This window comes from Pseudomonas sp. NPDC086278, assembly GCF_050280905.1.
Classification (GTDB): domain Bacteria; phylum Pseudomonadota; class Gammaproteobacteria; order Pseudomonadales; family Pseudomonadaceae; genus Aquipseudomonas.
The window spans coordinates 1-20,839 of record NZ_JBNNWE010000077.1 but is presented as its reverse complement, the minus strand read 5'-3'; the positions used below and the strand labels follow the sequence as shown (position 1 = coordinate 20,839).

The 20,839-nt window shown below is 55.1% G+C and carries 20 protein-coding genes, 1 tRNA gene and 2 pseudogenes; 11 read left to right on the top strand and 12 right to left on the bottom strand.

The window, feature by feature from the left end:
• Nucleotides 1–9: 9 nt before the first annotated feature.
• The 3 genes from ACQKP4_RS21360 to ACQKP4_RS21350 form a co-directional block, all read right to left on the bottom strand.
• On the bottom strand, nt 10–291 hold the full coding sequence (locus ACQKP4_RS21360) for a peptidylprolyl isomerase (protein ID WP_427635597.1): 282 nt from the start codon (nt 289–291) through the stop codon (nt 10–12).
• Between the two features lie 82 nt (nt 292–373).
• Nucleotides 374–1,255: an esterase/lipase family protein gene (locus ACQKP4_RS21355; RefSeq protein WP_427635596.1), complete on the bottom strand. Its 882-nt coding sequence runs from the start codon at nt 1,253–1,255 to the stop codon at nt 374–376.
• A 287-nt stretch (nt 1,256–1,542) separates the two neighbouring features.
• Complete coding sequence (locus ACQKP4_RS21350) at nt 1,543–2,631, bottom strand: 3-deoxy-7-phosphoheptulonate synthase (protein WP_427635595.1); 1,089 nt, start codon at nt 2,629–2,631, stop codon at nt 1,543–1,545.
• 616 nt (nt 2,632–3,247) lie between these two features.
• Here ACQKP4_RS21350 and ACQKP4_RS21345 point away from each other — a divergent pair.
• The 11 genes from ACQKP4_RS21345 (at nt 3,248) to ACQKP4_RS21295 (ending at nt 12,893) form a co-directional block, all read left to right on the top strand.
• Nucleotides 3,248–4,006 carry a carbon-nitrogen hydrolase family protein gene (locus ACQKP4_RS21345; protein WP_427635594.1) on the top strand — a complete coding sequence of 253 codons (759 nt, stop codon included), beginning with the start codon at nt 3,248–3,250 and terminating at the stop codon, nt 4,004–4,006.
• Entirely contained in the window at nt 4,007–4,450 is a 444-nt protein-coding gene (locus ACQKP4_RS21340; protein ID WP_427635593.1) for a GNAT family N-acetyltransferase, read from the top strand.
• 126 nt (nt 4,451–4,576) lie between these two features.
• On the top strand, nt 4,577–5,218 hold the full coding sequence (gene gacA / locus ACQKP4_RS21335) for a response regulator transcription factor GacA (RefSeq protein WP_008015884.1): 642 nt from the start codon (nt 4,577–4,579) through the stop codon (nt 5,216–5,218).
• Between the two features lie 2 nt (nt 5,219–5,220).
• On the top strand, nt 5,221–7,044 hold the full coding sequence (gene uvrC, locus ACQKP4_RS21330) for an excinuclease ABC subunit UvrC (protein ID WP_427635592.1): 1,824 nt from the start codon (nt 5,221–5,223) through the stop codon (nt 7,042–7,044).
• Nucleotides 7,045–7,076: 32 nt separating this feature from the next.
• Complete coding sequence (pgsA, locus tag ACQKP4_RS21325; protein WP_427635591.1) at nt 7,077–7,637, top strand: CDP-diacylglycerol--glycerol-3-phosphate 3-phosphatidyltransferase; 561 nt, start codon at nt 7,077–7,079, stop codon at nt 7,635–7,637.
• Nucleotides 7,638–7,700: 63 nt separating this feature from the next.
• Nucleotides 7,701–7,776, top strand: a tRNA-Gly gene (locus ACQKP4_RS21320).
• Nucleotides 7,777–8,351: 575 nt separating this feature from the next.
• Nucleotides 8,352–9,002 (top strand): hypothetical protein, encoded by a 651-nt coding sequence (locus tag ACQKP4_RS21315; RefSeq protein ID WP_427635590.1) that lies wholly within the window; start codon nt 8,352–8,354, stop codon nt 9,000–9,002.
• Nucleotides 9,002–9,433 (top strand): phage holin family protein, encoded by a 432-nt coding sequence (locus tag ACQKP4_RS21310; protein ID WP_427635589.1) that lies wholly within the window; start codon nt 9,002–9,004, stop codon nt 9,431–9,433. The genes ACQKP4_RS21315 and ACQKP4_RS21310 overlap by 1 nt, the downstream gene beginning before the upstream one ends.
• On the top strand, nt 9,430–10,254 hold the full coding sequence (locus ACQKP4_RS21305; RefSeq protein ID WP_427635588.1) for a DUF3618 domain-containing protein: 825 nt from the start codon (nt 9,430–9,432) through the stop codon (nt 10,252–10,254). The genes ACQKP4_RS21310 and ACQKP4_RS21305 overlap by 4 nt, the downstream gene beginning before the upstream one ends.
• 594 nt (nt 10,255–10,848) lie before the next feature.
• On the top strand, nt 10,849–11,733 hold the full coding sequence (locus ACQKP4_RS21300) for a manganese catalase family protein (RefSeq protein WP_427635587.1): 885 nt from the start codon (nt 10,849–10,851) through the stop codon (nt 11,731–11,733).
• Nucleotides 11,734–12,014: 281 nt separating this feature from the next.
• A complete protein-coding gene (locus ACQKP4_RS21295; RefSeq protein WP_427635586.1) occupies nt 12,015–12,893 on the top strand; it encodes a ZIP family metal transporter in 879 nt (292 codons plus the stop codon).
• A 246-nt stretch (nt 12,894–13,139) separates the two neighbouring features.
• Here ACQKP4_RS21295 and ACQKP4_RS21290 read toward each other — a convergent pair whose 3' ends face one another.
• The 9 genes and pseudogenes from ACQKP4_RS21290 to ACQKP4_RS21250 form a co-directional block, all read right to left on the bottom strand.
• The gene (locus ACQKP4_RS21290) at nt 13,140–13,400 is read right to left on the bottom strand and encodes a hypothetical protein (RefSeq protein WP_427635585.1); all 261 of its coding nucleotides are present in this window, start codon (nt 13,398–13,400) and stop codon (nt 13,140–13,142) included.
• Entirely contained in the window at nt 13,397–13,651 is a 255-nt protein-coding gene (locus tag ACQKP4_RS21285; RefSeq protein ID WP_427635584.1) for a DUF6555 family protein, read from the bottom strand. Before ACQKP4_RS21285 ends, ACQKP4_RS21290 begins: the two co-directional genes overlap by 4 nt.
• A gap of 792 nt (nt 13,652–14,443) precedes the next feature.
• A complete protein-coding gene (locus ACQKP4_RS21280; protein ID WP_427635583.1) occupies nt 14,444–14,692 on the bottom strand; it encodes a hypothetical protein in 249 nt (82 codons plus the stop codon).
• A 379-nt stretch (nt 14,693–15,071) separates the two neighbouring features.
• Nucleotides 15,072–16,862, bottom strand: coding sequence for an amidohydrolase (locus ACQKP4_RS21275; RefSeq protein WP_427635582.1), 1,791 nt, complete (start codon nt 16,860–16,862; stop codon nt 15,072–15,074).
• A 195-nt stretch (nt 16,863–17,057) separates the two neighbouring features.
• A pseudogene (locus ACQKP4_RS21270) lies at nt 17,058–17,552 on the bottom strand (IS66 family transposase); the annotation flags it as partial.
• Nucleotides 17,539–17,772, bottom strand: coding sequence for a hypothetical protein (locus tag ACQKP4_RS21265; protein WP_427635581.1), 234 nt, complete (start codon nt 17,770–17,772; stop codon nt 17,539–17,541). The gene ACQKP4_RS21265 and the pseudogene ACQKP4_RS21270, both read right to left, overlap by 14 nt.
• Before the next feature lie 219 nt (nt 17,773–17,991).
• Nucleotides 17,992–19,215, bottom strand: coding sequence for a zinc-dependent alcohol dehydrogenase (locus ACQKP4_RS21260; protein ID WP_427635580.1), 1,224 nt, complete (start codon nt 19,213–19,215; stop codon nt 17,992–17,994).
• Between the two features lie 276 nt (nt 19,216–19,491).
• Entirely contained in the window at nt 19,492–19,968 is a 477-nt protein-coding gene (locus tag ACQKP4_RS21255; protein ID WP_427635579.1) for a hemerythrin domain-containing protein, read from the bottom strand.
• A gap of 255 nt (nt 19,969–20,223) precedes the next feature.
• A pseudogene (locus ACQKP4_RS21250) lies at nt 20,224–20,701 on the bottom strand (IS66 family transposase); the annotation flags it as partial.
• Nucleotides 20,702–20,839: the final 138 nt, after the last annotated feature.

The window sequence follows — 20,839 nt, the reverse complement described above, 5'->3', positions numbered from 1 at the left end:
AAGCACTGATCAGTCCTGACGGCTGGTCACTTCCAGCAGGTGGTAACCGAACTGGGTTTTCACCGGGCCTTGCACGACATTGATTGGCGCGCTGAATACCACGGTGTCGAATTCCTTGACCATCTGGCCCGGACCGAACGAACCCAGGTCGCCGCCCTGGCGGCTGGACGGGCAGGTGGAGTTGGCTTTGGCAACATCAGCGAAATCGGCGCCGCCTTCGATCTGGGCTTTGAGTTCGTTGCACTTTTCTTCCGAGGCAACCAGGATGTGGCGGGCAGTGGCTTTAGCCATGAGAAATTCTCCTTTCAATATTCAGTAAAGTGCGGAGCCTACCGGATTCAGTGCCCTATTTCTCGTCAAAGTTCCGGACGGATTACAGCCCGGCCTTTCTCAGGCGCTCGGCATGCTGCACATACAAGTCGATCGGGTCGATGCCTTTGCGCAGAGGCCCGGCGGTCTGGCTGAGGCTGTCCAGATGATCCAGCGGATAGTCGGAGCGGATGACCTTGCCTAAATGGGAGCTGTAACGGCCGACCAGGCCGTCATTTTGTTCCGCCTCGGTGGTGAAGTAGTGGGAAAAGGCCTGGAGAAAGCCGTGCAGGGGATCGAGCGCGTCGAGGCCTTGATCGACAAGCCCACCCTGCAACGTCCCGCTCCAGGAGTAATAACGCACGCCATTCACCACTTCTCGGCCCTTGCCACCCCAGGTCTTCGGCAGCCCTTGCGGATATTTGTCGTTGAAAGCGCCGACGCCTTCGGTGGTCAGTGCATTCAGCGCGGCAATGGCGTTTTGCGGCAGGTCTGGTTGGCCACTGAGCAACGACAGAAAGTTGGCGAACAGGGTAGCCACCGTTGACGCGACATGCTCCGGCAGGCGACCGGGGGTCAAGGCCTTGCGCAGGAAGTCGGCCAGCTCCGAACCGTGGTTCGGCCCGCTGACAGACGTTACGGAGGCGATTATTTCGGGCTCGACTGCCGCCGCGTAGCGCGTGGCGAGTGCGCCTTGGCTGTGCCCGATCAGGTTGACCTGATCGACGCCGGTTCCTTCCAGCACGCGATCGATCTGCGCCAACAACTGCTCGCCCCGTGCTTCGTTGCAGTGGGTCGCCGACAGTTGCGGGATAAACACCCTGGCGCCGGCAGTTCTGAGCGCCTGCTTGACGTCATGAAAGAGTTCGACGTTGCCGATGCGATCAAAGCCGAAGAGCCCGTGGACCAGCAGGATGGGGTATTGGGTGGTTGCATTCCGTAGCATGTTCTTTCCTTTTTCGCGGGAGTTCAGAGGTGTGAAGTTGGGCCCACTCTAAAGCACGGCGACAGCTCGGCGGTGTATGAAGAATCCGCTGTAAGTTGATGAAAACGGTATAGAAAATGTAGGAAAGTTCGAAAGAACCTGAGGTACGGTTCGGAATATTTGGACATCTTTTTGTCGTGAGCCGGGTCTGCCATTGCAACGGCCTACTCTGAACGTGCCGTTTGCCCGTCAATTGATTCGTTGTTGGGGAATCAGCCCTCGATTGAGGGCTGGCAGGTCGATAAGGGTCAGGCCGGTTTTAACGCGACGTTTTGTGTCCGAAGGCGCTTGGCAGCCTCGCGCAGCAACTGGTCGGTACCGGTCCAGCCGAGGCAACCATCCGTCACCGATACCCCGTAGCGCAACGTCGGGCTCAGCGGTTGGCAGCCTTCGAACAAATGGCTTTCGATCATCATGCCGATCAACGAGCGATCACCTTGCAGGCGTTGCTCGAGCACGTCGTTGAACACCGCTGGTTGGCGCGCCGGGTCTTTGCCGCTGTTGGCATGGCTGCAGTCGACCATGATCCGTGCCGGGATCTTCAGTTGAGTCAGGTCGCGGTTGATTTGAGCGACGCTGTCGCGGTCGTAGTTCGGCCCGCGATGACCGCCGCGCAGCACCAAGTGCGTATCGTGGTTGCCCGGCGTCGGGATGATCGCGGGGTGGCCCTGGCTGTCGACACCGAAATGCCGATGCGGATGGGCGGCGGAGCGCATGGCATCACTGGCGACCGTCACGCCGCCATCGGTGCCGTTCTTGAAGCCCACCGGCATGCCCAGCCCGCTGGCCATCTCGCGGTGGATCTGCGATTCAGTGGTGCGGGCGCCGATGGCAACCCAGCTCAGCAGATCATCGAAGTAGCCCGCTGCCATCGGTTGCAACAGTTCGGTGGCGATTGGCAATCCGAGGTGGAGCATTTCGCGCATCAGCTCCCGGGACAGCGTCAAACCGCCGGCCATGTCATCGCTGCCATCGAGCCGCGGGTCGTAGGCCAGGCCTTTCCAGCCAACGGTGGTGCGGGGTTTTTCGACGTAGGCGCGCATGACCAGCAACATTTCATCGCTGACATCGGCGGCGAGACGGGCCAGGTTGGCTGCATATTCGAGGGCGGATTGGGGGTCGTGAATCGAGCAAGGCCCGACGATCACCAGCAAACGGGAGTCTTCACCGTTGAGGATCGCGCGGACGGCGTCGCGGTGGGCGGCGACTTGCCGGGTCAGGGCATTGCTGAGGGGTAATTGCTGCTTGAGTTGCAATGAGCTGGGCAGACGCAGGGTCAGCGCTTCATTGGCAGGGCTCAGGGTCGGCAGTGGCAAGGCAGAGACGGACGAGTTCATGTTCAAGCTTCCTTGGGCTGGCGGCGGGTTCGTTCCCGCACGCTCGGCCCTACTGGGGTGTTCGACAATTGGCCGGATTGGCTGCGTGTGTGTGCTTGCCACCTGTGGGTGACCGATCGGAGGCGGCAGGCTGTCCCGAGCGGAGGCTGGTAAATCGCCAGGCGGTAAAACTGTCGTAACGGTAATAAGTGGCGTAGTTCATTTTCTGAATCCTCAAGTTGTCTGGTGTGTCGCTAAAAAATATGGGGCTGAAAAAACAAAACCCCCGGTCGGGAGGCCGACCGGGGGTTGAGAATTCTCTGGTGGCGACCCGTTTGAAGTGGGCGCCGTGTGGGTATCAGGCGCGCCAGTGGCTAAACCAATACCCAAAATAAAAGCTGATCGGAGCGCAAACGTCAGTCGCCCGGGCAGCCGAAACCGAGCGCGGGGCGCTGACGGAAGGAAGCTGTGAGTGGGCGTTGAACATGGTTTGTCTCCGATGGATGCGCCGAGCTTACTCGACGCCCGTAGGCGGATTCAATCAGAAATTGCTATCGATTGCAGGCGGCGTTTTCTATCACAGGGTTTGTGACACACTTTGCGTCTGCGCCATCCCGTTACGCCACCAGGACGAATCATGACGTCGTTGACCATCGCTGCCGCTCAATCAATTTCCATCGCTGGCGATCTCGCTGCCAATATCGCCTGGCATCAGCGCTTCATTCAGGTGGCGGCGGAGCAGGGCGTTCAGTTGCTGGTGTTTCCTGAGTTGTCGCTGACAGGCTATGAGCGTGGGCTGGCGGCCGAAATGGCCATCAAGCCCGATGCGCCGGTGCTGCAACCGCTTCGCGATTTTGCGCGCGAAGTTGGCGTGACGGCTGTCGTCGGGATGCCGATTCGGCTGTCGGACGATTCGCCCGTGCTGATCGGTGCCCTGGTCTTGGGGGGCGACGGTGCGCTGGGTGTGTATAGCAAACAGCATTTGCACGACGGTGAAGAGCTGGCGTTTGCACCGGGCACCGGTGGTTGCGCGCTGCAAATCGGTGCCGACACCGTGGCCCTGGCGGTGTGTGCCGATTTTTCTCACGCCAGCCACGCGCTTGCTGCGGCAGGGCTTGGTGCTGACTTGTACGCCGCCGGTGTACTGATCACCGAAAACGGCTACGCACCGGACACCGCGATCCTGCAAGGCTATGCCGGGACCCATTCGATGGCGGTGCTGATGGCCAATCACGGGGGCGCGACGGGGGGCTGGGAGTCCGCAGGGCGCAGTGCGATCTGGAGCGCAGGCGGTTCACTGGTGATTGCGGCACCGGGGACCGGAAACCTGCTGGTCGTGGCTCGCCGGGTTGCTCAAGGCTGGAGCGGCCAAATCGTCGCGGTCGCGGAGGTTTGAATGGGCTTTGAATGGCGTCCGGCAACCGCAGGCGACCTCGGGTTTGCGCGCGATCTGACGCGCAGCACCATGCTTCGCTACTACATTCAACATGACCTGTTGTGGCTGGATGAAGCGTTCGATGTGGCGTGGGCCGGGCGGGAAAACCAAATGATTGTGCGGGATGACGCGTTGGTGGGTTTTGTCAGCCTCAGCCGTGACGCGAGAGCCGTATACATTCGCGAATTGCACGTGCTTGAAGCCTTTAGGGGGCAGGGCGCCGGTTCCTGGGCGATCGATCAGGTATTCGCCCTGGCCTGCGGGGAGCGAAGTCCGGCGCTACGCCTGACAGTTTTTGCAACGAATCCGGCAAAAGTGCTGTACGAGCGAAAAGGGCTGAGGGTGGTCGGCGAAGACGAGTGTTTCCTGAGAATGCAGCGGGACGTGCCTGGCCAACGTCGCTGAAACACACTGCCGTCAAGCCTTTCAAGACGCATTGAAACTTTTTATCTGACGCTTGCCGCTAGGTCTGCCAGTTGCTTTTTGCTAAGGTGTCCGGCAACCCATAAGACCATATCGCGAGGTGTCTGCTTGATTAGGGTGCTAGTAGTCGATGACCATGATCTCGTTCGTACAGGCATTACACGAATGCTGGCTGACATCGATGGCCTGCAAGTAGTCGGCCAGGCTGAATCAGGGGAAGAGTCCCTGCTGAAAGCGCGTGAACTGAAACCCGATGTGGTGTTGATGGACGTAAAGATGCCCGGGATCGGCGGGCTTGAAGCCACGCGCAAGCTGTTGCGCAGCCACCCGGACATCAAGGTCGTTGCCGTCACCGTGTGTGAGGAAGACCCGTTTCCTACACGGTTGTTGCAGGCAGGCGCTGCCGGCTATCTGACCAAGGGCGCCGGTTTGCCGGAAATGGTTCAGGCCATTCGCCTAGTTTTTGCCGGGCAGCGCTACATCAGCCCGCAAATAGCCCAGCAACTCGCGATCAAATCCTTCCAGCCGACCAACGACTCGCCGTTCGACGCGTTGTCGGAGCGTGAAATCCAGATCGCGCTGATGATTGTCGGCTGCCAGAAGGTGCAAATTATTTCCGACAAGCTTTGTCTGTCGCCCAAAACAGTGAACACCTACCGTTACCGCATTTTCGAGAAGCTTTCGATCAGCAGCGACGTCGAGCTGACGCTGCTGGCGGTACGTCACGGCATGGTTGATGCCAGCCTCTGAAAATGACTGAAGTCTTCGATCCAAGCGCCTTTCTGTCGACCGTCAGTGGGCGTCCCGGCGTCTATCGCATGTTCGACAGCGATGCGCGCCTGCTGTATGTCGGCAAAGCCAAGAACCTCAAGAATCGTCTGTCGAGCTACTTTCGAAAGTCCGGTCTTGCGCCCAAGACGGCGGCGCTGGTGGCGCGTATCGCCCAGGTCGAAACGACCATTACGGCCAACGAAACCGAGGCGTTGTTGCTTGAGCAGACGCTGATCAAAGAGTGGCGTCCGCCCTACAACATTCTGCTGCGCGACGACAAATCCTATCCCTACGTCTTTCTCTCGGATGGCCAGTTTCCTCGCTTGAGCATCCATCGCGGGGCCAAAAAGGCCAAGGGCAAATATTTTGGCCCTTACCCCAGCGCCGGGGCGATCAGAGAAAGCTTGAGCCTGCTGCAAAAAACCTTTTTTGTTCGCCAGTGTGAGGACAGCTACTACAAGAACCGCACACGGCCGTGCCTGCAATATCAGATCAAGCGCTGCAAGGCGCCATGTGTGGGGTTGGTTGAGCCCCAGGTGTACGCCGAAGACGTGCGCCACTCGGTCATGTTTCTTGAAGGCCGCAGCAATGCGCTGACCGACGAGTTGTCGGCGGGCATGGAAGAGGCGGCGATCAACCTCGAGTTTGAGCGTGCGGCCGAGTTGCGGGACCAGATATCGCTGCTGCGCCGGGTTCAGGATCAGCAGAGCATGGAGGGTGGCACCGGCGATATTGATGTGATCGCCGCGTTCGTCAATCCGGGTGGTGCCTGCGTTCACTTGATCAGCGTGCGCGGCGGTCGTGTGCTGGGCAGCAAGAACTTCTTCCCGCAAGTGGGTATCGACGAAGACGTGTCAGAAGTCATGGCGGCCTTTCTTGGCCAATATTTCATCACCAGTCCTGAGCGAGACTTACCGAGCGAGCTGATCGTCAACGTGGTTCACGAAGACTTTCCAACGCTGATCGAAGCCATCGACGAATTGCGCGGTCGTGAGTTGACCATCAGCCATCGCGTGCGGGGCACGCGAGCACGCTGGCAGCAATTGGCGGTCACCAACGCCGAGCAGGCGCTCAGCGCACGTTTGGCGAACCGTCAGCATGTCGCGGCGCGTTTTGATGCGCTGGCCGAAGTGCTGAACCTGGATGAGCCGCCGCAGCGCCTTGAGTGCTACGACATCAGTCACTCCAGCGGTGAAGCGACCGTGGCGTCGTGCGTGGTGTTCGGGCCGGAAGGGCCAATCAAGTCCGACTACCGCCGTTACAACATCGAAGGCGTCACGCCGGGCGATGACTACGCGGCGATGCACCAGGCCCTGACTCGCCGCTTCAGCAAGTTGAAGGACGGCGAGGGCAAGTTGCCTGACATTCTGTTGGTGGACGGCGGCAAAGGTCAGTTGTCCATGGCTCGCGACGTGCTCAATGAACTGGCGGTCCCAGACCTGATTCTGCTGGGTGTGGCCAAAGGCGCGACGCGCAAGGCCGGTTTTGAAACCCTCTACCTCAATGATGCCGCCCACGAATTCACCTTGCGCGGCGATTCCCCCGCGCTGCATTTGATTCAGCAGATACGCGACGAAGCCCACCGGTTCGCAATTACCGGGCACCGCGCACGGCGTGGCAAAACCCGCCGCACGTCGACGCTTGAGGGCGTTGCCGGGGTCGGACCGACACGTCGCCGCGATTTGCTGAAACATTTTGGTGGATTGCAGGAGCTGTCTCGTGCCAGCATCGAAGAGATCGCCAAAGCACCCGGGATCAGTAAAAAGCTCGCAGAGTTGATTTATGCAAATCTGCACAGCGAGTAGAATGCCACCTCACCTCGTAGCCAGTTGTGCCGATGAATATCCCTAATCTGATTACCGTTCTACGCGTCCTGCTCATCCCGATCTTCATTTTGCTGTTTTACCTGCCTTACCAATGGAGCTACCTGGCGTCAGCTTCGGTGTTCGCCTTTGCCGCCGCCACAGACTGGCTGGACGGTTATCTGGCCCGTCGACTGGAACAAAGCACGCCTTTTGGTGCCTTCCTCGATCCGGTGGCTGACAAACTGATGGTGGCTGTTGCGCTGGTTTTGCTGGTGCAGGAACACGGCAACCTGTGGCTTACGCTACCGGCTGCGGTGATCATCGGCCGCGAGATCGTCGTCTCGGCGCTGCGCGAGTGGATGGCCGAACTCGGTGCCCGCGCTCACGTCGCGGTGTCGAACCTGGGCAAATGGAAAACCGCCGCGCAGATGCTGGCGCTGGTGATCCTGCTGGCCAATCCGTCGGACTTCACCTTCTGGGTTTTGCTGGGCTATGCCTTGCTGCTGGTGTCTGCAGGCCTGACGTTGTGGTCCATGGTCCAGTACCTGCGGGCTGCATGGCCGCATCTGAAGACCGACGTGGAAAAGAAATAAAAGTTTTTTGAATCAAAGGGTTGACGGGGCATCTGGATTCTATAGAATGCGCCACACCAAGACGCGGGAATAGCTCAGTTGGTAGAGCACGACCTTGCCAAGGTCGGGGTCGCGAGTTCGAGTCTCGTTTCCCGCTCCAGATGTTGCTTTTCAGAGCTCCATTGAGCGCTGCAAAGCTAGAAAATAGAGGCTTCGGCCTCTTTTTTCGTTCCTGCGATTTCTACCGAAATCTCCCAGCAGCCACGAATTTTCAGTACATCAACAAGTACCTCGAAATCCGGGTTTTGCTCGTAGCACTTTCCAGATAGATGATGCATCGCCGGAACCGTACATCTCTTCTCAATCGAACGAGAGGAGGGGATGTACCCATGCCTTTGACCGAACGGCAGTTCGTAACGCCAAACTCCACGGAAAAAACGACACCCTTAAGGACATGGATGGGTTGTGCCTGTTCATTGGTGCCAAGGGCGGAAAAAGCTGGCATTCCGTTTCTATTGGCTAGGTCGGCAGGTTCGTATCTCGTTGGGCAGTTATCCGGAAATCAGCCTCAAGAGCACTTGAGGCCTCTGCCATCCAAGCGACGAAGTGAGAGCATCACTCATCATTCCGTTGGAACTACCCACCACGCTGCTCCGTCATCTGGATTGAGGGGAGCTACGGGGAATTCGTGGCGAACCCTGACAACGCTTTTTCATTCAGAAGGCGAGGGACGACATGAATACTTCAGACAGCACTACTGGGAGTCAGGCCGATAAACCCGACTCCGCAGGGACAGAGCAGGGCTTCGAACATTTAAAAGAAAACGTTACAGACGCATTGGGCGGCGCGAGACAGCAAGCAGACGCGCAGTTTGGGCAATATCGCGACACGGCAGCTGAGCAGATCGAGGCGCTGGCGGAAGGGGCGAAATCTTTCGCCTCAGAAATCGAAAGTAAGGACGCGCTCGGCATGTCCGATTACCTTGCTGAAATGGCTGAATCCATGAGTGGCCTTGCGGGCAACTTGCGGAGGAAAAGTGCGGAACAGCTTCTTCATGACGCAGCTGATTTGGCAAGTAACAACCCCGCGCTCTTCATCGCCGGCAGTGTCGCGCTGGGTTTTGGCCTATCGCGCTTCCTGAAAGCAGGAAGCTCGCCGGCAGCTTCGTTCACTGATACCAGCGATCCGGCAGCAGGTAACCCAATGAGTCCGTCAGGTGGTTTTGGCGCTCAACGTCCCTATGAAACCTCCGTCCCATCACGCTCCGACCAAAGCTCCGGCTTGGCCACTGGCATCACCCCGCCTTCGCCGAATGAGCATGATCATCCGTCGGACTTCACAACGAACGCGACACCCGGTTCCACAAACTTGAATGGAGCACTGTGATGAACAGAGATGATCCAGATTTTCCGGGTTCAAGACCAGCGCCTGTGCCTGATCCCGACGTTTCGGTTGTCGGGCTGCTACGGCAGCTATCTCGTGAAGTACCTGCGTTGTTCACCAAGGAACTCGCTTTGGCCAAGGCTGAGCTACAAGCCAGCCTCACGACGCTTAAGGCGGGAATCGCTGGTGTCGCGGGCGGTGCAGTCGTGCTCTTGGCGGGGTTCATCATTCTGTTGATGTCTGCGGTCTACGGTTTGAGCATGGTGATGGCGCCATGGCTGGCTGCGTTGATCGTCGGTGTCGTGGTGATGATCGTAGGGTTCGCCATGCTGCAGTCCGGGAAAAAACAATTCGAACCGTCCCACTTCAAACCTGATCGCACGCTGGATGCTTTGAATAAAGATCAGGAAGCGCTGCGGAGGAAAGTCTCATGAACACTGATTTCGAAACCGAATCGCAGAAAAGCCCCGAGGCCATAGAGCGTGAAATCGACGCGCAACGGGCCAGCATCGGCAACATCGTTGATGCGCTGGAAAGCAAATTCACCCCTGGCCAGGTATTCGATCAGGCTCTGGGCTTTATGCAGAGCAACTGCACGACATTCCTGACTAACCTCGGAACCAGTGTGCGTAATAATCCAGTTCCCGCTGTGCTGACGTCAGTTGGATTGCTGTGGTTGATGATGAGCCAGAATCGCCCTCCACCCGCACAGCCTGGCTATCGCGTAGGCCCGGATCAGAACAAAGTCGGAGAATGGGCCGACGGGCTGGCAGATGGCATAGACAGCGCGCGTGACCATTTGCATCACACCACGGACTCGCTTAAGGAGGGCTACCAGACCGTCAAAGGCAAGGCCGCCAAACTGACGGATAATCTAGGTGCGGCCACCGACAATATTAGTCACGCCGTACATGATGCCAGCGACCGGTTAGTGCGCAGTACTCAAGTTATGACTAATCAATTTAGTCATTTGCTCAAGGAGCAACCCCTGATGGTTGCCGCTGCGGGCATCGCGTTAGGCGCCATGCTGGGGGCGGTATTGCCTTCGACGGCGACCGAGCAACGGTATCTTGGCAAGACCAGCGCAGGACTGGCCGACAAGGTTAAGCAACAGGCACGGGAGGGCTTTGAGGCGGTGCGCGATACGGTAACAAAGACGACTGAACACTCGGACGCAGACGCGACTACGAAAGGGGATCACCGCGCAGCATCCGATGCACCAGCTGATCTATCACGTGGATTAGGCACTTCGTAAAAGAATGAAGGGAAGACGGGAGGTCTGACACTGACCTCCCACTTTCTTCTGGTAAACGCTCAAGTCCTCTATTGTTGCTATCCGCAGTTTTCGCTCTATTTCTACCGTCACTCGATTGCGCTTTCTTTGCGTCCTGTAAATCACTGCCGACCCCATTTACACGCTTGCTCGACGAATCGATAAATGAAGCAGTGATGCCGCGTTCGGTATGACTTTGCTTTTTCGAGTTTATGGCCGCAGACCACTGCCGACGGCTCTTTAAGAATATCCATCCACCTTCTACCTTAAGCTCAATCAACAACGTTTTTTTTAAGGAAAGGGGCACAAATGGTTGCTCCAATGAAACACGTTTTTCACCACAAAAAAGTCCTGAAAGCGGTTGAGATCAACCAGTAGAAAAAAGTTTGAATCGATTGAATAGGGACCGACGACTGGTGAGGAAACGGGTAATTTGCACGGCTAAAAACCGTCGGTCGCGATTCCCTAATCTTAATAAAATTTTCCCCATCTCATCGCCTTCAGATAATTGTGGACGTCGCATTCGGTGAACCATCGATTGAGTATCGACGCCCTCTGGACCTGAGGAGATTCGTCATGTTTCTACATAACAAACGACTTCAATATACCGTGCGCGTGGCTCAGCCTAATCCAGGATTGGCCAACCTTTTACTTGAGCAATTTGGCGGAGCGCAAGGCGAGCTAGCCGCTGCGTCTCGTTACTTCACCCAAGCGCTGGCAGAAGATGATCCAGGCAGAAAGGATCTGCTCATGGACATTGCCACCGAAGAGCTGAGTCACCTTGAAATAGTCGGTTCAATCATTGTGATGCTCAACAAAGGCGCAAAGGGTCGCTTGGCCGAGGGAGTGGAGGAAGAGGGTGAGTTGTATCGTGCAATTAATGGCGCCGGTAACGACTCTCACATCACTGCGCTGTTGTACGGTGGCGGTGCGCCACTGACCAACTCTGCAGGTGTGCCTTGGTCGGCAGCTTACGTAGATACCATCGGTGAACCCACGGCAGATATGCGCTCCAACATTGCCGCCGAAGCACGCGCCAAAATTGTTTACGAACGCCTGATGAACGTTACAGATGACCCTGGTGTAAAGGAGGCCCTAGGATTTCTGATGACTCGCGAAATTGCGCATCAACTGTCATTCGAAAAAGCGCTGCACTCGATCCAGCCGAACTTCCCGCAAGGCAAGCTTCCCGGCATGCCTGAGTTCACCAACGTTTATTTCAACATGTCCCAAGGCGCAGAAAGCACTCGCGGGCCATGGAATCAAGGTGACGATTGGGATTATGTGGAAGATCCCAAGCCAGCAGTCGACGGTGGCGATGGCACGGCAACTGTGACACTGAGCGAGGGTGAAGACTCCCTGCTGATGGACTTGAAAGCTCGGACTATGTCGGACCCCGATAGTAATCCAATCACAGGTGCAGACTTGGGCGCAGGGGTTCAAGGGCGTGACGAAGCCTGATGGAGATTACCGCACGCCGTTCTGGCGTGCGGTGCTTTAACTGAAGCATTGAGGTGAACCAAATGTTTTCTAATTCGAAGGATTTTTCCGTAGTGTCCGTGGAAGGCTTTTCCCGTCTCTTCGACTCCACCGCAAAGTCGTTTGAGCGAGAGGCGCAACGTATATCGAAACTGATCCTGACCGGCGCCACAAAGGCTTCCAAGCGTTCCAGTGGAAGATAGGAGTTCCCCATGTCGGAGCAACCTGCGCCCGTTCGAACCTCTTCGTATTCCTAGTTTGACTTGGAAAAAAATGGCAGTTGGATGGGCATTTTTTTCTGGGCTTCCCTGGTGGGTGTCACTGTTTTGTTGTTGATAAGCGGGTACAGCGCCTTCACGGGGGCAAACCGGGTCAATCTGGGCTATGCATTTCTGGGAGGACTCTGCGGTTTTGGCGCGACTGCACTCGGCGCCGCCGCAGCGGTAGTCTTACGCAATGTCACCATACGTACTCAAGATACGATGCTCGGCTTTGCTGCCGGCATGATGCTCGCTGCTAGTTCTTTTTCACTCATTATCCCAGGCATCGATGCTGCGCAATCCATTTGCGGCAACAAGACGCTGGCTGCTTGTGTTGTGGTGCTCGGATTAGGTTTGGGCGTCGCGCTGATGCTGGGGTTGGAGCGGTTTGTTCCCCACGAGCATTTGGAGAGCGGACGCAAGGGCCCTGACGCTCAGCGCTTCAATCGAGTATGGCTTTTCGTTCTGGCCATAACACTACATAACTTGCCAGAAGGCATGGCCATCGGTGTCAGTTTCGCCAATGGGGATATGAAGGTGGGACTGCCGCTTACAACTGCAATCGCCATTCAGGACATTCCGGAAGGTCTGGCCGTTGCACTGGCTCTGCGAGTGACTGGGATTTTTTCTTTGCGTGCTGCGCTCATCGCCGTTGGATCAGGACTGATGGAACCTGTAGGCGCAGTGGTTGGTCTTGGCATTTCAACAAGCTTTGCCTTGGGGTATCCCGTTGCATTGGGGCTTGCTGCTGGTGCGATGATTTTTGTGGTCTCTCATGAAGTTATTCCCGAGACACATCGAAATGGTCACGAAACTTACGCGACGCTTGGGCTGATGTTGGGGTTCGGGGTCATGATGTTTCTTGATACGGCATTGGGTTGAATATTTGACCGTATCATTGATTAGAGAGAACGAATTTCGCCCAAAATTTAACTTCACATCTAGACGATGTGATGGGCTCGCGTATGACGAACCACCGTTGTTCAGTGAACGCGAGTCGTCGCGCAAGGGGTATCGAACGGCCCTGCTATTTTCCGTTCGTACCCCTTGGATCTTCACGACGTTTTGGTTTCTGCCAGCTATCTGGTTTGTCTACATCCAGTTCACAAATCCAGGGGCTTAGATAGATTAAGTATCAAGCTTAGGACTCGTCGTTTTTTTCTGACGTGTTGCTTGAATCCAAATCCTGGTTGCTTCGACTCGCTTGGCGTCCGCGATAGCTTTGGCCTCCGTAAATTTTTTCCAGATTTCGTCCGTTTTGGCGTCAGTATCTAGAATGCTGTAAGCAAAGGCATCTAGCCGATCCGCCTCAAAGAAAAGCGCAGTCGAATGAGCCACCTCGGCGCCGCGTTGCAAGTTAGTTTCGTCGTTCGAAATGGATGCGCTCATGAGGGTGAAATCTCCGTCCAATTCAAGGTTGCGGACTCACGCCATCTCACATCAGTCACCCCATATTTTTCAGCTTGAGGTTTGGAGATGACTTTGAGTGGCGGTCTTCCAGGCTTTGGTATGGGAGCTAATCCAGCATCACAACTCGCCCAATGCCAAGCGTCTGCATTGCGCATTGTCTTTGTCCGGATGATGAAGGATTTCGGCTCCCCATGGAGCTTGTATTCAATGACGAAAAGATCAGTGTTCATGAGATCCTCCTTATGCTCATGGACAAAAGAGTGGGCGCGCCAAAAAAAATTCAAAACGTTTGTCGGGCAGTGTTAGATGCCTGAAATCCTGGTCGTTTTCCAAGTTTTCGACACTCGTAAGCAACCGAGCTGCTCGCGGTCGGAGCCTCTTATCAGCCCTCATGAACCTAAGTCGAATTTCCATACTCCATGTAGAAATCCGTCCGGCGTACATTGATTTTGGTCTCATGCATTTGACCGCCCATACAGCCTTATAGTGGTAGCGTTAGTAGTTTGTGCGCGCCAAATGTGGGGCCGAAGTCAGCGGCTTCTTTGTATACGAAGTCTGCGGCGGCAATCCATAGTCGGATCATGCATTTCTTAGCAGCGTTCGGAGGTTCGTTTTTTGCCCGTGATCTGGCCGACGGCCTCGGCCGTTTGATTCAAAAGAACGGTAAGGATCCGGCGTTCGGGCAGTCTTCATCATGTAGCGATTGGTGAGGAGTCGCGAACTAAAAATGGTGCTTTGAAATCCTACTAAGACCTTCCATTTTCTTCCGGATTATCGGGTACGTGATCTCACGACCATCCAATCATTTATCGCGTTTTTGCTGATTCTCGCGCGGTCTGGACGACATTGGTTTGGAGTGTCTAGGCATTGTTTTCGCTCGCAGTTCAAGATCCGGTATCAGCAACTGTGATTAGTGAAAGGTCAAAGTAAGTGCGCTGCTAACGCGCTTGGCTGACAGGTAGCTATCGAAGGCAAAACAGCCTGATGAAGCTAGGGCGTAAAGCCCTAGCATGTAGCAGATGTCACTTTTTCTTTTTCGCCGGCTTTTCTGCCTTCTCTGATTTTTTAGCCTTTTCTGGCTTGCTATCAGCTTTTTTTGCAGATTTCTTTGGTTCGGCATCTTTTTTCTTGTCTTTCTTTTCGGAAGATTTAGAAAGAGCCGAGGCCGCAGCTGATTTCTTTGCCGGTGATGACTTTTTGTCCTTCAATTCCTTGCTGGCTTTCGAAGCATCACCTTTGCTTTTCTTCTCGTCTTTAGCCATGTTGCCCACCTCTCGGAGTATGCCGGTATTGGCAAAATGCCCGTGGAATTCTCCACAAGCTGTTCATTAGGCGAGCGTGCCTACAAGCGGTTCAAATTTTTTGAGGCATCGAGATCGGCTTTGGGGGATGCGCCAGGCCTGGACATCTTAAATAGATCACCCGCTACGCCTTGTAGTCCAATGCTGGCCAATTGAAATTTTTACCGACGGCATCTGAGGAAAATTTGGCGCCTACGCTTCGCATAGCCATGCCAATAAATGTCGCAACTTCGACATGGAATGGTATGCGTCCGGCCAAGTCATCTACCCAGCCTCGCAAAGCCAAGACATGGTGTGCACTTGCACCTTCGTGTCGGGCGTCGCGATAAACCTCGACATCTATAGATAGCTATCCTTCCACTGCCTTATAGACAATGTCGCCCTCTTTGATCGTTTCGAGAACTTGGATGTCCTTGATAGTTGCAGGGGCAACCTTGGTAGGATCTTTGTTCAATATAACGAAGTCTGCGAGTTTGCCTGGCTGCAAGGTTCCTTTGCTCCCTTCTTCAAAATATTGATAAGCCGCAGAGGCCGTAATGGACTTCAAAGCCACGTATGGGCTGATGCGCTGGTCAGGCCCAATCACCTCTCCCGAGCGGCTGGTGCGGTTGACCGAGGCAAAGACGATCATCATTGCGCTAGGTGTGGCGACAGGCGCGTCGTGATGCTCAGTGAAAAGCATTCCGCGTTTGATGGCAGAGGCGGCAGGATCCCAACGAAATGCGCGCTCTTTGCCCATTGTCACGTCGCGGTGCCAGTCCCCCCAATAGAACGTCTGCATGCCGAAGAAAGACGGGATGATGCCCAGCGTTTTCATCTTGTCCAACTGATCTTCACGAACAGCCTGAGCATGAATCATGACTGTACGTCGATCACCTTTGCCGTACCTTTTTTCGGCTTTTGCCACGGCTTCGATGAACGCATCGGACGCTGCATCGCCATTGCAATGGGCGAGCACCTGCCAGTTACTTTTGAACGCTTGATTGACCAGCGCTTCTCTATCTTCAGCTTTGGGAATTGCAGGGTAGCCTTTGTAATCGGCTGGCTGGCCTGGCGGCGGAACCTTGTATGGTTCTGTCATCCAAGCAGTGCGGCCTTGGGGGGAACCGTCCAAGCTGAGCTTTACCCCAGCGACCCGGAAGTGGTTGTCATACTCGGCACTTGGAGAAACCGTTTTCATGAAAGCCTGCTCCGCCTGAAGATCAGGATAGGCTGCCACATCAATTTTCATCTTTTTCTGGCTGGCCAGTTTTTGCCAGGTCTCTACTTGTGCTTTGCTGGCTCGACCTTCCTGGGCCGTGGTAAATCCATACTGTGCGTAGTAATCGGCACCAGCCAAGGCAATCTTTTCATTCACCGAAGGATCAAAAGTAGCCAACAGTTTGAAGACTGGGGCGAAAAACGCCATTTCCTCAAGCACGCCGTCAGGGGTTTTACCATCGCTTGTACGACGAATCACGCCGCCGGAGGGATCGGCGGTCTTTGCCGAAATGCCGGATATTTCCAGCGCTTTATGATTCATCACTGCCAGGTGAGCTGACTGATGGATGATGACAACAGGCAGTTCGGTAGAAACTTGGTCAAGATCATCTGCGGTGGGATGGCGCTGCTCAGCCAATTGAGAGTCGTCATAGCCAAATCCGACAATCCATCCAACCTTATCGATAGCGACAGCGTTTTTTTGCTGCCAGTTTTTCAACGCTTCCACCACCGCTGGAATGGAATTGCCCCCGCCATCCGGAGGTGGCAGCAGGTTAGCGGACAGTTTCTGGAAACCCGTAGTCCAGGCGTGACCATGCGCATCGATAAATCCCGGAAGAAGCACCTTACCTTGCAAGTCAACAAGGCGGCTGTGATCGCCCTGATCCTTCAGAACATCAGCCTTGTTTCCAACAGACAGAATCTTTCCGTCTTTCACGGAAATCGCCTCGGCATAGGAGGGACTATCACCTTCCATGGTCAAGATAGAGCCGCCGAAATAGACGGTGTCCGCCACTTGAGTAGCCGCCTTAATGGATGCAGCGCTGAGGCCGCTGAACGGAAAGCTGAATACAAACATCCCAATGGCTGCCCATTGAAATGCGATGCTTTTTTTAGGCGTTCTTCCCGGATGATTTTCTTTCAGTTGAATGCGCTTCATAGATCATTCCCTAGATGGCACTGACTAAGTCCTAAGGCCAGGTCGAAATCGACCGCTCCTGTCCGCTTGGCAGTAAAGACCAAGGATTGAAGAGATGTAAAATAAAAGGGTGGCGGACGATCTGGCCGCTCGGATTTCTGCGAGTGTTCTCGTAAGCAACTGAGTGTCACAGGTTGTGCGACGGCACCCAGTTTAATCCAACGTCTTGGCGATGGCCGATCCCTCAGGCACAAGCTGCCTCTGGACGATCATCCAGGTATGAAGTGCGTCGATGATCGGCGCTGTTTTTTCCTGCCGTATTCGCTGCCGGACATCCGGTTCCAGCTTGCGTGCCTCTCGTTCAACTTCATCCAAGTCCACGATGTAGTGCAGCGCTTTTTCGGCGATCTGGCTCTTGTTGGTCGCGTGCAAGTCGAAGAACTTTCGGCGTGCATGGGCCATGCAGCCGATCTCCGTGACACCCAGTTCAAAGCCTGCCTTGTAACCAGCGAAGTCATCGCAGACCAGCTTCCCGTTCCAGTGGCCAAGGAAGTTTCGAGCATGTTCGCCAGCATGGCTCGGGCTGAAGTCGTAAACGACCGCAGCCAGATTGGAGAACTGACTGGTGGCATAGGCCCAGACGTAAGCGCGATGTGTTTTCTTCGCGCCTGGCGTCAGCATTTGTACCGGCGTTTCGTCAGCGTGGACAACTCACTACGACTACGCCTTTTGAATGAGGCACTTCGATTCGAATCGTGGCCGGAAGAACTTGAGGGGCTGCTGTCGAAGACAATGCCTTGACCGGAATAAAGGCAGTTTGCAGTGCCAGATTTTTCTGCGCATGCACCCGAATCCATTTATGGACAAGGTTTGCATTGAGGTTGTGGGTCAAGGCGACATTGGCAATCGAGGTGTCAGCCTGCGTACCCATCGGCGATGACCTGGGCCTTGAAGGACTTGGAATAGGAACGACGTTCTTGTGGCATGGGCGTCCGCTTGAAGAGGCCAAAAAATGGTATCCACTTAAATTTAGGTGGACACCATCGCCTTAAGCGATGGCATCAGGAAGGTGTGTTGCCCAGACGGTTACAAAAATAGAGCCGCAAGATTCGGATACTTGCGGCTCCTAAGCTTCAGTAATGCCGTGAGGCTATGTAGCCAGAACACTGTTATCGATAACGCTCTCTGGCATGGCCGTATGATTATCACCAGGCGTCAGAATGACCTTCCTGCAATCCTCTTCTTTCTTGTCGAAAATCTTGTAGCCCTCAGCGGCTTGTTCGAGCGACATGCGATGGCTGATGATGACTTCCGGCGCAAGGCGACCCGTCTCGATGTGGCCGAGTAGTTCTGGAAGAAAACGCTGCACATGTGTCTGTCCCATTTTGAAGGTCAACCCCTTGTCGAAAGCGTCACCAAATAGAAATCCGTGAATGAAGCCTGAGTACACTCCAGGCACACTCACGACTCCGCCGCGTCGAACGGCTGCGATACATTGGCGTAATGCCTTGCCGCTACTGCCTTCAAGCTTGAGGGTCGCAAGTACCGTTTCGGTGGTGCTGCCTTTGGCTTCAAAACCTACCGCATCCACGACACCATCCACGCCCCGCATGCCTTTGGTTTGTCGAATGATCGTGTCTGCAGGATCATCGTCTTCGTCGAAATTTATCGGAATCACGTCGTAAGTTTTCTGTGCATAAGCCAAGCGATAGGCGTGGTGATCAACCATGAAAATCTGATCCGCACCCAGCATTCTCGCGCAGGCTGCGCTCAACAATCCGACCGGCCCTGCACCGTAGATGGCAATGCTTGAACCAGCGCCAATGCCGGTGTTTGTCACTGCCTGGAAGGCGGTCGGCAAGATGTCCGAGAGGAACAGGACCTTCTCGTCCGACAGCGTCCCAGGGACTTTGAAGGGCCCAGTATTGGCTTTGGGTACACGCACGAACTCGGCTTGGCCTCCGGGAATGCCTCCATACATGTGGCTGAACCCGAATAGCGCGGCACCTGGTGGAATGGTCTTCTTGTTCAGGATCGCTCCACGCCCCGTGTTGGTCGTTTCACACGCAGCAAACAAATCCAGCTGGCAGAAAAAGCAACTACCGCAAGCGATGACAAAAGGGATTACGACACGGTCCCCCGGTTGCACGGCAGTAACCGCTGCGCCGGTTTCCTCGACGATGCCCATGAACTCATGGCCGAAGATGTCGCCATGTTCGACTGTCGGAATTTTTCCGCGATAAAGATGAAGGTCGGAACCGCAAATCGCGGTGGCTGTTACCCGAAGAATGATGTCGTCACTTTCCTCAATGATAGGATCTGGGACAGTGTCCACTTTGACGCTATGCGCGCCGTGGTAAGTGAGTGCTCTCATGACGTCCAGCCCCTTTCGATAGTTAGATGGTAATTGGGAGAGGAGCAATGCAGGCGGTTAGTTCAGAGAGATGGAAGGGGATGTGACTAGCGGTCTGAAGGGCGCGGTACCTTCGGTCCGTCTCACCGAAATTTATTTAAACGTTCTGCGAGGGGCGAACCTCAAACAGATACGAGCCTGGATGGCTCGCGTGAGTGACCTCATTAACCCGCAGAAATGCGGGTTTTTTTTTGGACACAAAAAGGCCCGGCATTTAGCCGGGCCTCTTTAAGCCAGTTATGCCGCCAGACTTGAACTTGAAAGCGCTTTTTTGTATGCCGCTTTCATGTCTTCCATCTGCTGTCCGAGCTCATTCAGCTTGGCCTTGCCGAGGAGTTTGTTTGCTTGAGGAAACATCTCTGTTTCTTCTTCCTCGATATGATGCTCCAAGAGTTCCTTGACCACTTTCACACGGCCAGAAAACTCTGGCGTGCCAGGATCTGTCGCTTTCAGATCCGGGAGTACCAGAGAGTCCACAGTACGGTGCTCTTCCTTCGCTTCGTAATACATTATGTCCTGTTCCTTACCCCCAGCCTCTTTGAAGGCTGGGTAGAGGATTTCTTCCTCCAGTTTGGTATGGATGGTGATCTCCATCTCTAGCTTGGCCAGCAATTCAGTGCGCTTTTTGATGCCGCGCTCAGTCGACTCACTAAGTTGGGTGAGGATGGCTTTAACGCGCTCGTGGTCTGCTTTCAAAAGGTCAATGGCGTTCATGTCGGATTCCTCAGTAATCACGGTTAGACGCGCGTCGATCAATGTGCCAACGCTACGCACAACAACAAATTGCATGGGGCGTGCCAACAGCCATCACCATTCAAACTTCAAATTATTCAATGGTTTGTACGATTTTTAAGGTTTCATATTCGGGTGTTTTGCATGGTTGACGGCTTCGCGGATTGCAGATTACGGGAATCACCGTTGTGCCTGATTCCAAGTGAGTAGACGTACGAGAAAACGTTCTAATCTATGCCTCTGGGCGATCATCCAGACATGAGGTGCCTCGATGATCGGCGCGGCTTGTCCTGCCGTATTCGCTGCCGGATACACTCCAGCTCGCGTGCCTCTCGTTCAACTTCGTACAAGGTCGCTATGTAGTGCAACGCTTGTTCGGCGACCTGGCTCTTGTTGGTCGCGTACAAGTCGAAGAACCTCCGGCGCGCGTGAGCGATACCGCCGATCTCCGTAACGCCCAGCTCGAAGCCTGCCTGTAGCCAGCGAAGTCGTCGCAGATTAGTTTGCCGTTCCAGCTGCCTAGAAAGTTCCGTGCATGTTCGCCAGTGCTGCTCGGGCTAAAGTCTTAAACGACCGCCGTCAGATCAGAGAACTGGCTGGTGGCATAGGCCCAGACGTTAGCGCGATGGTTTTTCTTCGCACTTGGCATCAGCATTTGTACCGGAGTCTCATCGGCGTGGACGACACAGTGTGTCAGCACGGCTTCACGTAGGGCTAGCGACTAGCGGTTGTATTCGCCAGCGATCTTCGTCGGTCATTTCCCGAGCTGTCGTTTGATTTCGTACAAGCTGCCAATTGAGTGCAAACGTCTGTTCGGCCAATTGGCTTTTGTTCGTTGCGTGCGGATCGAAAA